This window comes from Ancylobacter sp. (assembly GCF_965229075.1).
In the GTDB taxonomy this organism is placed as follows: domain Bacteria; phylum Pseudomonadota; class Alphaproteobacteria; order Rhizobiales; family Xanthobacteraceae; genus Ancylobacter.
Genome location: NZ_CBDDIO010000002.1, coordinates 917,159 through 929,260 on the forward strand (window position 1 = coordinate 917,159; position 12,102 = coordinate 929,260).

Below are 12,102 nucleotides of genomic sequence, written 5' to 3' on the forward strand. Positions count from 1 at the left end.
TAGGCACGGAATGTGACGTTAGCCAGAACTTCGGGGCAGAAGCCGCCTGCGGACCAGGCGCCGCCCTGCCCGTCAGGTCCAGCTGAACAGGAAGGCGCCGACGGCCACCAGCGTGATCACGACCACGGCGATCGAGTGCTTCATCGTCCAATTATGCAGCGTCACGGCGTTTCCCCTACGGATTGTCGTCCAGAAGTGGCCTCTCCGGCCGGCGGCGTCAACATCATGTCAGTTGAACAGCGTCAGCGAAGCCTTTAGGAAGGCGCCCCTTCCGGCGGGAGCCTTCCGATGAATTTCTGCGGCCTCGACTTCGGCACATCCAACACCACTCTCGCCTTCTGGCGCGAGGGCGCCCCGGTGCTGGCGGCGCTGGAGGCGGAGAAGACCACGGTGCCGAGCGCCGTGTTCTATGACCGGCAGGGCCACCTCACCATCGGCCGCGCCGCCATGGCCCGCTATGTCGGGGGCGAGGACGGGCGGCTGATGCGCTCGCTCAAGGCGGTGCTGGGCAGCGCGCTGATCGAGGAAAAGACGCAGATCGGCAAGCGCGCCATCGGCTTCCGCGACGTGATCGCCGATTATCTCCGGGCGGTGAAGGGACGGGCCGAAGCGGATGCCGGCACGGCGCTCACCCGCGTCGTGCTCGGCCGGCCGGTGTTCTTCGTCGATGAGGACGCGGCCGCCAACGCCAAGGCAGAGGACACGCTGCGCGCCATCGCGGCGGAGATCGGCTTTGCCGACGTGTCGACCCAGTTCGAGCCCATCGCCGCCGCGCTCGACTATGAACAGCAGACGCGGGCGGAGGAAATCGCGCTGATCGCCGACATCGGTGGCGGCACCTCGGATTTCTCCATCGTCCGGCTCGGCCCCGCCCGCCGGGCGCGGGCGGACCGCAGCGGCGACATTCTCGCCAATGACGGCGTGCGCATCGGCGGCACCGATTTCGACCGCACGCTCAGCCTTGGCACGCTGATGCCGCTGCTCGGCTTCCGCAGCCCGATGAAGCGCCCCGGCCGCGACGTGCCGAGCGGCTATTTCCACGAGTTAGCGACCTGGTCCAGCATCAACCGGCTCTACACCCAGAAGACCCTGCGCGAGCTCAACGAGGTGCGACGCGAAGCGGCCGAGCCGCATCGGGTGGAGCGGCTGATCCGAGTGATCGAGGAGCAGCGCGGCCACACGCTCGCCATGGAAGCGGAAGCCGCCAAGATCGCGCTGGCCGAGGTGGCGGAAGCGCGGGTCGATCTGGGCTGGCTGGAGGCGGGGCTTTCCGTCGGGCTGACGCCGGCGGAACTTGTTGCCCACACGCAGGGCCTCGCCGAGCGCATCGCCCGCCGCGTTGACCTTTGCCTCGCCCAGGCCGGGCTCGGTGCGGGCGACATCGATGCGCTGTTCCTCACTGGCGGCTCGACGCGGCTCGCCCATGTGCGTGCCGCCATCCGCGCCGCCGTGCCGCAGGCGCGGGTGGTGGAAGGCGACACATTCGGCTCGGTCGGCACCGGCCTCGCCATCGAGGCCGCCCGACGCTACGGTTCGCTCAGCCGTGGCGCAGATGGAACGATTTCGGCCGCGTGAGCATCTCGAAGCCGATGCGCGAGAGCGAGGCCCCGCGCCCGGTGTCCTTCACCCCGGTCCAGGCGAGGCCGGGGTCGAGATAGTCGCAGCGGTTCATGAACACGGTGCCGGTCTCGATTTCGCCGCCCAGCCGCTCGGCGGCGACCAGGTCCCTTGGCCAGACCGAGGCAGTGAGGCCGTAGATGCTGTCATTCATCAGCGCCAGCGCCTCTTCGTCGCCGCGCACCTTCATGATGCCGACCACCGGGCCGAAGCTCTCCTCGCGCATCACCGACATGGTGTGGTCGACACCGGTCAGCACCTGCGGGGCGAGATAGGGCGTGCCCTCCTTGTCCGCCGGGAAGCCGGCGGGGTCGATATGGGCCTTCGCGCCCTTGTCCACCGCCTCGCGGATCTGGCCGCGAATAAGGTCGGCGAAGCGCTTCTGCGCCATCGGCCCCAGCGTCGTCGCCTCGTCCAGCGGATTGCCCAGCACATAGCGCGAGGTCAGATCAACGAAGCCGTCGACGAAACGGTCATAGAGGCTCTCATGCACATAGATGCGCTCGATGCCGCAGCAGCACTGGCCGGAATTGTAGAAGGCGCCGTCGACCAGATTGCCCACCGCGAAGTCGAGATCGGCGTCGGCGCGCACATAAGCGGGGTCCTTGCCGCCCAGTTCCAGCCCCAGCGGGGTGAACGTGCCCGCCGCCGCCCGTTCGATGGCGCGCCCGCCTTCCACCGAGCCGGTGAAGTTGACGAAGTCGACCGCGCCCGAACCGATCAGCCGCGAGGTCTGGTCGTGAGTCAGCACGAGATTGGCGAACAGCCCCGCCGGCAGGCCGGCGCGGTCCATCGCCGCCTGGAACCGCTCGCCGATGAGAATGGTCTGCGCGGCATGCTTGAGCAGCACCGCGTTGCCGGCAATCAGCGCCGGGGCGATGGTGTTGACGGCGGTGAGATAGGGGTAGTTCCATGGCGCCACCACCAGCACGAGGCCGAGCGGGTCGCGTTTGATGTAGCGGGTGAAGCCGGGCCGTGCGTCGTGCGGAATGACCGGGGCGAGAGCTTCTTCCGCCATGTCGACGACATAGCGCACCCGCTCCTCAAAGCCGCCGAACTCGCCGCCATAGCGCACCGGGCGGCCCATCTGCTGGGCAAGTTCGGGCACGATTTCCTGGCTCATCGCCAGCATGGCATCGAGGAAGCGCAGCACGTGGGTGGCGCGCTCGGCGATCGGCACCTGCCGCCACGCGCGCTGGGCCGCGCGCGCGCCAGCCACCGCCTGCGCGATCGCCGCCTCCGACGCCGCCGGGCGGCGCGCCAGTTCCGTGCCGTCGATCGGCGAAATACAGACAATATCGCTCATGCCACACCTGCACCGGTTTCGCGGAGGGGTCCCCGCGCGGGAGGGGAAGATATAAGATACCATTGCCGCGTACAGCCCCGGCACGGCGGGGGCTCATCACGGGTTGCAGGCGCGACGAATCTCACGTAATCCGGCCTAAATCATAGTGAGCGGCCCTATGTTACCGTCGCGCCATGCTTGGAATGGGTAGGGTACGGATGACCGCCTCAACCTCTCCTCGTGACCATGGTCGGTATGCCGCGATGAAGCCGAACAAGTCGAGCGTATCGCCGCTGGGACCCCGCATCGCCGCGCGGGCGGAGCCGAGCGAGCATGAATCCATGTTCGAACTGGCCCCTATCTCGCTGTGGCTGGAAGATTTCAGCGCGGTCCGCGCGCTGTTCGACCGCTGGCGGGCGGAGGGGGTGACCTCGCTGCGCGAACATTTGCGGGGCCATCCCGAACGTGTCGCGGAATGCTCGGCGCGCATCGAGGTGCTCAAGGTCAACCAGCGCACGCTGAGCCTGTTCGAGGCCAACAGCCTGTCGCATCTCGTCGCCAATCTCGACAAGGTTTTTCGTGACGACATGCTCGTCACCCATATCGAGGAGCTTTCCCAGCTCTGGGACGGACACACCAGCTTTTCCAGCCAGGCGGTAAATTACACGCTGGGCGGCCAGCGCCTCGATATCCAGCTCAAGGGCACGGTGCTTCCCGGCTATGAGGAAAGCTTGGGGCGCATTCTGCTCTCGGCCGAGGATGTGACGGCGCGCGAGACCGCCCGCCGCCAGGCCGCCAATGCCGAGCGCTACGCCACCGGCCTGTTCCAGCACTCGCCGGTGTCGCTGTGGGTGGAGGATTTCTCCACCATCAAGCAGCTGATGGATGATGTGCGGGCGCGCGGCATCGAGGATTTCCGGGTGTTCACCGATGTGCACCCGGAATTCGTCGAGCGCTGCCTCAGCGAGATCCGCGTGATCGAGGTCAACCGGCACACGCTGGACATGTTCGGCGCGTCCAGCACCGCGGAACTCGTCGACAACACCGCCGAGATTTTCCGCGACGACACGCACCGGCATTTCCGTGAACAGTTGATCGAGCTCTGGAATGGCCGCCTGTTCCACACCCGCGAGGTGGTGAACTACACGCTCTCCGGCGAGACGCTGCACGTGCATCTGCAGTTCTCGGTGTTGCCGGGCCACGAGGATGATTGGTCGCTGGTGCAAGTGGCGCTGACCGACATCACCGCCCGCAAGAAGGCCGAGGCCTATCTCGAATATCTCGGCAAGCACGATGTGCTGACCAAGCTCTACAACCGCAGCTTCTATGTCGATGAGCTGAACCGGCTGGAGCGGCGGGGTCCTTTCCCGGTCACGCTCATCTCCATTCACCTCAATGGCCTGCGACGGGTGAACGAACAGCTCGGCCAGGCGGCGGGCGACATGCTGCTGCGCCGCGCCGGCGAGATCATTGCCAAGGCGGTGGACCCACCGCATTGCGCCGCCCGCATTGCCGGCAATGAGTTCGCCGTGCTGCTACCGGGCACCGATGCGGAGATAGGCCACACGGTGATGGAGAACATCCGCGAGCTGGCCGTGCTGAACAACCAGTTCTATTCCGCCACCACGCTCAGCCTGTCGCTCGGCCTCGCCACCAGCGCGCCCGGCGAAAGGCTGGAAGCGGTGGTGCGCCGGGCCGAAGCCGCGCGCGAGGCCGATCGGCAGCCTTCCGATCTCGGCCTCTGACGCCGCTTCGGCGCGTGCGCGGAAGGGTGGCTCAGGCGCCGCCGCGCACGGTCAGGTCTTCCAGCTCGGCGAGGTGGACGAAGCACAGCTTGTTGCCCTCGGGGTCGCGGCCATAGGCGCCGTAGTAATCGGGCGCGTAATTCGGCCGCAGGCCCGGCGCACCTTCATCGATGCCGCCATGGTCGACCAGCGCGCGCCACGCGGCATCCACCGCCGCCGGCGAGGGGGCGGCGAAGCTGACCTGCGTGCCGTTGCCCCAGCTGGCGGGAAGTCCGTTGAACGGCAATTGCACGAAGAATTGCGGCCAGCGCCGCCCCGGCATCACCCACATGGAGCCGGCCGGACCACCATCGGAGGGCTCATCCACCCGCACCAGACCGAGCGGCAGCAGCACGGCGTCGTAAAAGGCGGTCAGCCGGTCGAGATCGCGGGCGCCGAGAATGATGTGGCTGAACATGGGGTCTCCTTGATCCTACGCATGGCACCGCCCGACCGGCGGGCGATGGTTGTCGCTTGGCCCGTTTCGCGCAAGCCGTCATTGCCGTTTCCCCGCGCGGGAGAGGGTCGACACCGGCGCGAATGCGCAGTAAACCGGGGCCAAGAATTACATCAGCTTCCAGTTTGTTCGGAAGTTTTCACTTGTATGGATTGTAAATGAGCAATCTCCACACTGAGCGCGTGCTGTCGGTTCACCACTGGACGGACAATCTGTTCACCTTCACCACAACGCGCGACCCGGCGCTGCGGTTCAAGAACGGCCAGTTCGTGATGATCGGCCTTCAGGTCGAGGGCAAGCCGCTCCTGCGCGCCTATTCCATCGCCAGCGCCAATTATGAGGAAACGCTGGAGTTCTTCTCCATCAAGGTCGCGAATGGCCCGCTGACCTCGCGCCTGCAGCATCTGAAGGTCGGCGACGAGGTGATCGTCGGGCGCAAGCCGACCGGCACGCTGCTGGTGGACTATCTCGTGCCCGGCCGCCGGCTGTATCTGCTCTCCACCGGCACCGGCCTCGCCCCGTTCATGAGCCTCATCAAGGACCCGGAGACCTATGAGGCCTATGAAAAGGTGATCCTTGTGCACGGCGTGCGCACGGTGGGCGAGCTGGCCTATCAGGATTTCATCGAGAACGAGCTGCCGGACAATGAGTTCTTCGGCGAGCTGGTGCGCGAGAAGCTGGTATATTACCCCACGGTGACGCGCGAGCCCTATCGCAACCAGGGCCGCATTACGGATCTCATTACCTCGGGCAAGCTGTTCACCGATCTCGGCCTACCCCCGCTCGACAAGGAAGACGACCGCGTCATGCTTTGCGGCAGCCCGCAGCTGCTCGACGACATGCGCGTTATCCTGAAGGCAAAAGGCTTCGAGGAAGGTTCGACCACGGAGCCGGGCGACTTCGTGATCGAGAAGGCCTTCGTCGAGAAGTGAGGGCCTGAAAACAGGGCCGGCGGCCGCACCGGCCGCCGGGCCTCAGCGCACCCGGCGGCCCGCGTCCCAGCGGTCGCGGTCGGCGCGCGCCGCCTCTTCCGGCGACAGCACGCGGTATTCGGCCTCGATGATCTCGGGGCCGGACGTGCCCGCCGCGCGCCGACGCCCGCCGAACAGGCGGTAGGCGAGGCCGGCGATGACGATGATGGGAAAGACCACGAGGAACACGCTGGCCGCCACAAGGGCCAGAGCCGTGCCGAGCGCCAGCGCGACGGCGACGACGAGCGCCACCTGCCACCAGCTCACTTTTCGGACGGTGAAACGCACGCGATCGAACGGGTCGGTCGAGCTCATCCTTTAGGTCTTTCCTCCTGGCGCGGTCTCCCCGCGTTTAGGCGATATGGGGAGCCGGCGCGCGGCATGCCAGCGCCGCCCGTGTAATTTCGATGACACGGAAGCGCGATCGCCCTTCAATGACGTTCGCCGGCCCGGACCGGCGCAACGGGGAACATGATGCTACGCGACGCAGTGGAAGACGACCTCTCCGGCATCCTCGCCATCTATAACCATGCCGTGCTGAACTCGACCGCCATCTGGAACGACACGCCCGCCGATCTTGCCGCGCGCCGCGCCTGGCTGCGCGACCGGCAGGGGCGCAACTATCCCGTCATCGTCGCGGTGGAGGGCGACGAGGTGCTGGGCTATGCGAGCTTCGGCGATTTCCGCCCCTTCGAGGGCTTCCGCATCAGCGTCGAGCATTCGGTCTATGTCGCCGAGGCTGCGCGCGGGCGCGGACTCGGGCGGGCGCTGGTGGAAGCGCTGTTCGCCCCGGCGCGGGCGCTCGGCAAGAAAGTGATGATCGGCGGCATCACCGGCGGCAACGAGGCGTCCCTCGCCCTGCACGCCCGGCTCGGCTTCGTCGAGACCGGCCGCATGCCCGGCATCGGCACCAAGTTCGGCCGGCGGCTCGACCTGATTTTCATGCAGAAGGAGCTGTGACGCGAAACCAATGACCCATGCCGTCATCCCGGCAGGAGCGCAGCGCCGGGATCGCATGCCGCATGCCCGGCACGTCGATCCCGGATCGGCCTTGCGGCCGTCCGGGATGACGGGAGGCAGGTGATCAGTAGCGGGATCAGTAGCGGTAATGGTCGGGCTTGAAGGGGCCTTCCACCGGCACGCCGATATAGTCGGCCTGCTCGGGGCGCAGCTTGGTCAGCTTCACGCCCAGCTTTTCCAGATGCAGCGCCGCCACCTTCTCGTCGAGCACCTTCGGGAGGGTGTAGACCTTGTTGTCGTACTTCCCGACATTCGCCCAGAGTTCGATCTGCGCCAGCGTCTGGTTGGAGAAGGAGGACGACATCACGAAGGACGGATGGCCCATCGCATTGCCGAGATTCACCAGCCGGCCCTCCGAGAGCAGGATGATGCGGTTGCCGGCGGGGAACTCGATCTCGTCCACCTGCGGCTTGATGTTGGTCCACTTGAAGTTCTTCAGGCCGGCGACCTGAATCTCATTGTCGAAATGGCCGATATTGCAGACGATGGCCCGGTCCTTCATCTGCCGCATATGGTCGACGGTGATGATGTCCTTGTTGCCGGTGGCGGTGACATAGATGTCGGCGCGGGAGAAGGCGTCCTCGATGGTCGCCACCTCATAGCCTTCCATCGACGCCTGCAGGGCGCAGATCGGATCGACTTCCGAGACGATGACGCGCGCGCCGGCCTGGCGCAGCGAGGCGGCCGAGCCCTTGCCGACATCGCCGAAGCCGGCGACGAAGGCGACCTTGCCGGCCAGCATCACGTCGGTGCCGCGACGGATGGCGTCGACCAGCGATTCACGGCAGCCATAGAGATTGTCGAACTTCGACTTGGTGACGCTGTCATTGACGTTGATCGCCGGGAACAGCAGCTTGCCCTGCTCGGCCAGCTTGTAGAGGCGGTGAACGCCCGTGGTGGTTTCTTCCGACACGCCCTTGATCGAGGCCGCGACTTCGGCGAACCAGCCCTTCGGCTTCTCCGCCAGCAGCTTCTTGATCAGGGCGAAGAAGATCTCTTCCTCTTCCGAGCCGGGCTGATCGAGGAAGGCAGTGTCGCCCTTCTCGGCGCGCAGGCCGTAATGCACCAGCATGGTGGCGTCGCCGCCATCGTCGAGGATGAGGTTCGGAACGCCGCCGCCGTGCCAGTCGAACAGCTTGGCGGTGAAGTCCCAGTACTCGGTCAGCGTCTCGCCCTTGAAGGCGAAGACCGGCGTGCCGCCGGCGGCGATGGCGGCGGCGGCGTGGTCCTGGGTGGAGAAGATGTTGCAGGAGACCCAGCGCACATCCGCGCCGAGCGCCTTCAGCGTCTCGATCAGCACCGCCGTCTGGATGGTCATGTGCAGCGAGCCGGCGATGCGCGCGCCCTTGAGCGGCTGCGCCGGGCCATATTCGGCGCGGATGGCCATGAGGCCGGGCATTTCGGCTTCGGCGAGGTCGATTTCCTTGCGGCCGAAATCGGCGAGGCCGATGTCCCTAACGATGTAGTCGGTGGCGATGGCCATGAGAGACTTCCTGACGGTGTGACGGGTTCGGCACGCGGTTTAGCAGCTACAGCCTGACACAGCAATAACGACATAAAGATGTCTTTATGTCGCGTGCCGACCCAGAGGCTCCATGTGGTTTTACCGGCACGACGAGGCCCGCGCCATGCGAGACGCTTCCAGTCCGGACCATTTCGGATGTGCGGCGAGGCGGCGTGCGGGCGCCCGTGCCTCGTGGTGCCTACTCGTCCTCGCCGAACCGCTCGGCGATGAGGTGGGTGAGGGCGTCCAGCACGGCCTGGGCTTCCCGGCCGGAGGCAGCGACCTCGATGGTGGTGCCGGGCGCGGCGGCCAGCATCATCAGGCCCATGATGGACGTGCCGCCCACCGTCTCGCCGCAGCGCGTGACGCGCACATCGGCGTCGAAGCGCTCCACGGTCTGCACGAATTTGGCGGAGGCGCGGGCGTGCAGGCCGCGCTTGTTGACGATGGGCAGTTCACGGGTAAGGACGACCGAGGTGTCCATCATTTGCCCGCGAGCACCCGGCTGGCGATGTTGATGTATTTGCGGCCGGCATCCTGTGCCTGCACCACCGCCTCTTCCATCGGCACTTCGCCGCGCACCGTGGCGAGCTTGACCAGCATGGGCAGGTTGATGCCCGCGACCACCTCGATATCCGGGGAAGTCATGACAGAGATGGCGAGGTTGGAGGGCGTGCCGCCAAACATGTCGGTGAGGATCACCACGCCGCCGCCGGTGTTGACCGTCGCCACCGCGTCGACAATGTCCTGCCGCCGCCGCTCGATGTCATCATCCGGCTCGATGGTGATCGCTTCGATCTGGGTTTGATTCCCCATCACATGTTCGAGCGCGGCGCGGAATTCGCTGGCAAGGCGTCCGTGCGTTACGAGTACGAGACCTATCATCTTGCTCCGCCGCACGCCGGTCCGGCGCGACTGCAATGCTTACTGCAGGAGGCACCCCGATAGGATCGCCCGCCGCCCCCTTTGCGGGGCGCACATCATCGTTGCGCTGCACATGAATGGCAAGTACCGCTGGGGAAAATCCGCACGGGCCCGCATCCGGTTAAAATTACCGTTGACGGTGTGCTAGTCGGGTCCCGGGGCGGTGAGCAGCAGCGCAAGCACCTGCTGCAGCCCATCGCCGCCGGAAAACAGCGGCAGGCGCTCGATTTCTACCCCCTCGATCACCACCCGCCGCGCCGCCGGTTCCGGCAGACGGGCCGCATCGGCGGCGCCGAGATCGACAACGAGGTCGATCGTCGTTTCCGCCGCGAAGGGCAGACGCCGCAGCCCGACCCCGCGCACCTCGATCAGTCCGGCGAGCGCGTGCGGTGCGGCGGCGCACAGCGTGTTCCCGCGTTGCGTCAGAACCACCCGGTCATCCGCCACCAGCTCCACCGGCGGCACCAGTCCGCCGCGCCCGGCGAGGATGAGCGCGAAGGCGAGGCGCGACTTGCCCGCCCCCGACGGTCCCCGGATCAGAACGCCCCGGTCCCCGACCCGCACGCAGGAGGCATGCACCGTCGGTTGAAGGCCGTCCGCCGCGCCATCCGCCGGTGCCATAGCGCGCCTCAATTGGCCGGCAGGCGGACGATGAAGCGGGCACCGCCGAACGGCTTCGGCGCGGGCGGCACCGTCTCGTCCGTCGCGTGCGCCTCCTCCGTAACCGCCGCCTTGGCCTTGGCACGCGAGGCGCGCGGCTTCTTCGGCGCCGGCTCGGGCGGGCGCGCCTCTGCCGGACGGTTTTCCGCCCAGATGCGGCCGCCATGCGCCTCGACGATCTGGCGCGAGATCGACAGGCCGAGGCCGGAATTCTGGCCGAAGCCCTGCTCCTCTGGCCGGTCGGTGTAGAAGCGCTCGAAGATCCGGCTCAGCGCATGCGGCGGAATGCCCGGCCCGTCATCGTCGACGAGGATCTCCACCGTGTCGCGGTGGCGCCGGCAGGTCACGCGCACCTCCCCGCCCTTGGCGGAGAAGGAGCGGGCATTGTCGATCAGATTGTTGATCACCTGGCCCAGCCGCGAATCATGGCCGGAAATGACATAGGCCGCCCCTGTGCCCGGCGGCGGCTCGAAGGCAAGGCTCACCCGCACGCCGTCGCCGCGCACCACGTCATTGTGCACGCCGGTGACGGTGTTGAGCAGGCGCACCAGGTCCACCGGTTCGGATTCCTGCCGCTGCAATTCAGCATCGAGCCGCGAGGCGTCGGAGATGTCGGTGATCAGCCGGTCGAGCCGCTTCACATCGTGCTGGATGACTTCCAGCAGCCGGCCGCGCGAATTGTCGGACTTCGCCAGCGGCAGCGTCTCCACCGCGGAACGCAGCGAGGTGAGCGGGTTCTTCAATTCATGCGAGACATCGGCGGCGAAGCTCTCGATCGCCTCGATGCGCGAATAGAGCGCGTCCGTCATGTCGCGCAGCGCGCCGGAGAGGTGGCCGATCTCGTCGGAGCGGCTGGTGAAATCGGGAATCTCCACCCGCGAGCGAGTCCGCCGGCGCACGCGCTCGGCGGCATCGGCCAGCTTGCGCACCGGGCCGGCAATGGTGCTGGCGAGCAACAGCGACAGCACCACCATGACCGCCATCGCGACGAGGAATACCCGCACGATGACGAGCCGCTCCGCCGCCACCGCCTCGTCGATCTCGCCGCCCTGGGTGGAAAGCAGCAGCGCGCCGAGAATGGCGCGGAAGCGCTGCACCGGCACGGCGACCGAGACGATCACCTGCCCGCGCTCATTCACCTGCACCGCGCTCGCCTTCTTGCCCTGCAGCGCCTCCATCACCGCCGGGTAGCCCTTGCCATTGTTGGGGCCCAGCTCGCGATAGAGCGGCAGGTCGCCGCGCTCGAACCAGAACTTCATGCTGTTCCAGCCGCGCTCCATCCAGTTCGGCTTGGGCGTGGTGGGGGCGGGCATGTCGAAGCGCAGGATTTCGCCGCGCGCATAGAGCGAGCGGGAATCCACCAGCAGGGCGCCGTCGCGGTCATAAATGCGCGCGCGCGTGCCGGTGGGCTCGACCAGGCGCTTCAGCACCGGGGCGATGCGCTCGGGATTGATCGGGAATTCCAGCGGGGCGAAGCCCTCCTCGCCCGGGCCGTAGCTCTCGCCCGCCTTTAGCTCCAGCAGCCGGTCGGGGTCGATGGTGATGGCGTTGGTTTCCACCTGCGCCGAGGCCGCGATGGCGCTGGCGATGATCTCGCCCTGAACCAGCAGGCTTTGCACCCGCGCGTCGATCAGCCCGGCACGGAACTCGGAGAGGTAGAGAATGCCCGACACCAGCACGCACATGCCGGCGAGGTTGAGCAGCACGATCCGGCGGGTGAGGCTGGAAAAGCTTTTGAAGGCAACGAAGTTGCGCGCCCGGCGCAAGGCGCCGAGAAGCCCCGCCCGCTCGGAAGAGCGGGGCGCGTCCCCCATGTCCCCGTCCTCGGCCGCCGCCGGGGCGGCGCCGTTCCGGGTCAGTTCCGGATCGAGCAAGGGCTC

General features: G+C 67.0%; 12 protein-coding genes. 4 read left to right on the plus strand and 8 right to left on the minus strand.

Annotated features, from left to right (window positions below; genetic code table 11):
- The first annotated feature begins 288 nt into the window (after positions 1–288).
- Positions 289–1,575 carry an Hsp70 family protein gene (locus ACO07Z_RS10385; RefSeq protein WP_421698652.1) on the plus strand — a complete coding sequence of 429 codons (1,287 nt, stop codon included), beginning with the start codon at positions 289–291 and terminating at the stop codon, positions 1,573–1,575.
- Here ACO07Z_RS10385 and ACO07Z_RS10390 read toward each other — a convergent pair.
- Positions 1,538–2,923 (minus strand): aldehyde dehydrogenase family protein, encoded by a 1,386-nt coding sequence (locus ACO07Z_RS10390; protein ID WP_421698653.1) that lies wholly within the window; start codon positions 2,921–2,923, stop codon positions 1,538–1,540. The two genes, ACO07Z_RS10385 and ACO07Z_RS10390, sit on opposite strands and share 38 nt — an antisense overlap.
- A gap of 242 nt (positions 2,924–3,165) precedes the next feature.
- On the opposite strand from ACO07Z_RS10390, the gene ACO07Z_RS10395 reads away from it, so the two are divergent.
- Positions 3,166–4,647: a diguanylate cyclase domain-containing protein gene (locus tag ACO07Z_RS10395; protein ID WP_421698654.1), complete on the plus strand. Its 1,482-nt coding sequence runs from the start codon at positions 3,166–3,168 to the stop codon at positions 4,645–4,647.
- Positions 4,648–4,678: 31 nt separating this feature from the next.
- Here ACO07Z_RS10395 and ACO07Z_RS10400 read toward each other — a convergent pair whose 3' ends face one another.
- Complete coding sequence (locus ACO07Z_RS10400) at positions 4,679–5,104, minus strand: VOC family protein (RefSeq protein ID WP_421698655.1); 426 nt, start codon at positions 5,102–5,104, stop codon at positions 4,679–4,681.
- A gap of 197 nt (positions 5,105–5,301) precedes the next feature.
- Here ACO07Z_RS10400 and ACO07Z_RS10405 point away from each other — a divergent pair, with 197 nt between their 5' ends.
- Positions 5,302–6,075 (plus strand): ferredoxin--NADP reductase, encoded by a 774-nt coding sequence (locus ACO07Z_RS10405; protein ID WP_421698656.1) that lies wholly within the window; start codon positions 5,302–5,304, stop codon positions 6,073–6,075.
- 42 nt (positions 6,076–6,117) lie between these two features.
- Here ACO07Z_RS10405 and ACO07Z_RS10410 read toward each other — a convergent pair whose 3' ends face one another.
- Positions 6,118–6,429 carry a hypothetical protein gene (locus tag ACO07Z_RS10410; protein WP_421698657.1) on the minus strand — a complete coding sequence of 104 codons (312 nt, stop codon included), beginning with the start codon at positions 6,427–6,429 and terminating at the stop codon, positions 6,118–6,120.
- 159 nt (positions 6,430–6,588) lie between these two features.
- Here ACO07Z_RS10410 and ACO07Z_RS10415 point away from each other — a divergent pair, with 159 nt between their 5' ends.
- On the plus strand, positions 6,589–7,074 hold the full coding sequence (locus ACO07Z_RS10415) for a GNAT family N-acetyltransferase (RefSeq protein WP_421698658.1): 486 nt from the start codon (positions 6,589–6,591) through the stop codon (positions 7,072–7,074).
- A 136-nt stretch (positions 7,075–7,210) separates the two neighbouring features.
- On the opposite strand, the gene ahcY is transcribed toward ACO07Z_RS10415, so the two are convergent.
- The 5 genes from ahcY to ACO07Z_RS10440 all read right to left on the minus strand — a co-directional run bounded on the left by ahcY (position 7,211) and on the right by ACO07Z_RS10440 (position 12,096).
- Complete coding sequence (ahcY, locus tag ACO07Z_RS10420) at positions 7,211–8,617, minus strand: adenosylhomocysteinase (RefSeq protein WP_421698659.1); 1,407 nt, start codon at positions 8,615–8,617, stop codon at positions 7,211–7,213.
- 220 nt (positions 8,618–8,837) lie between these two features.
- The gene (locus ACO07Z_RS10425; RefSeq protein ID WP_421698660.1) at positions 8,838–9,125 is read right to left on the minus strand and encodes an HPr family phosphocarrier protein; all 288 of its coding nucleotides are present in this window, start codon (positions 9,123–9,125) and stop codon (positions 8,838–8,840) included.
- Positions 9,122–9,523 carry a PTS sugar transporter subunit IIA gene (locus ACO07Z_RS10430; RefSeq protein ID WP_421698661.1) on the minus strand — a complete coding sequence of 134 codons (402 nt, stop codon included), beginning with the start codon at positions 9,521–9,523 and terminating at the stop codon, positions 9,122–9,124. Before ACO07Z_RS10430 ends, ACO07Z_RS10425 begins: the two co-directional genes overlap by 4 nt.
- 183 nt (positions 9,524–9,706) lie before the next feature.
- Positions 9,707–10,183: an HPr kinase/phosphorylase gene (locus tag ACO07Z_RS10435; protein WP_421698662.1), complete on the minus strand. Its 477-nt coding sequence runs from the start codon at positions 10,181–10,183 to the stop codon at positions 9,707–9,709.
- An 8-nt stretch (positions 10,184–10,191) separates the two neighbouring features.
- A complete protein-coding gene (locus ACO07Z_RS10440) occupies positions 10,192–12,096 on the minus strand; it encodes a stimulus-sensing domain-containing protein (protein WP_421698663.1) in 1,905 nt (634 codons plus the stop codon).
- Positions 12,097–12,102: the final 6 nt, after the last annotated feature.

What these genes read in the sequence shown, in the direction of transcription:
- ACO07Z_RS10390 (WP_421698653.1), bottom strand. Translation starts at nt 2,923, where the DNA reads ATGAGCGATATTGTCTGTATTTCGCCGATCGACGGCACGGAACTGGCG.
- ACO07Z_RS10405 (WP_421698656.1), top strand. Translation starts at nt 5,302, where the DNA reads ATGAGCAATCTCCACACTGAGCGCGTGCTGTCGGTTCACCACTGGACG.
- ACO07Z_RS10410 (WP_421698657.1), bottom strand. Translation starts at nt 6,429, where the DNA reads ATGAGCTCGACCGACCCGTTCGATCGCGTGCGTTTCACCGTCCGAAAA.
- ACO07Z_RS10385 (WP_421698652.1), top strand. Translation starts at nt 289, where the DNA reads ATGAATTTCTGCGGCCTCGACTTCGGCACATCCAACACCACTCTCGCC.
- ahcY (WP_421698659.1), bottom strand. Translation starts at nt 8,617, where the DNA reads ATGGCCATCGCCACCGACTACATCGTTAGGGACATCGGCCTCGCCGAT.
- ACO07Z_RS10400 (WP_421698655.1), bottom strand. Translation starts at nt 5,104, where the DNA reads ATGTTCAGCCACATCATTCTCGGCGCCCGCGATCTCGACCGGCTGACC.
- ACO07Z_RS10435 (WP_421698662.1), bottom strand. Translation starts at nt 10,183, where the DNA reads ATGGCACCGGCGGATGGCGCGGCGGACGGCCTTCAACCGACGGTGCAT.
- ACO07Z_RS10415 (WP_421698658.1), top strand. Translation starts at nt 6,589, where the DNA reads ATGCTACGCGACGCAGTGGAAGACGACCTCTCCGGCATCCTCGCCATC.
- ACO07Z_RS10430 (WP_421698661.1), bottom strand. Translation starts at nt 9,523, where the DNA reads ATGATAGGTCTCGTACTCGTAACGCACGGACGCCTTGCCAGCGAATTC.
- ACO07Z_RS10395 (WP_421698654.1), top strand. Translation starts at nt 3,166, where the DNA reads ATGAAGCCGAACAAGTCGAGCGTATCGCCGCTGGGACCCCGCATCGCC.
- ACO07Z_RS10425 (WP_421698660.1), bottom strand. Translation starts at nt 9,125, where the DNA reads ATGATGGACACCTCGGTCGTCCTTACCCGTGAACTGCCCATCGTCAAC.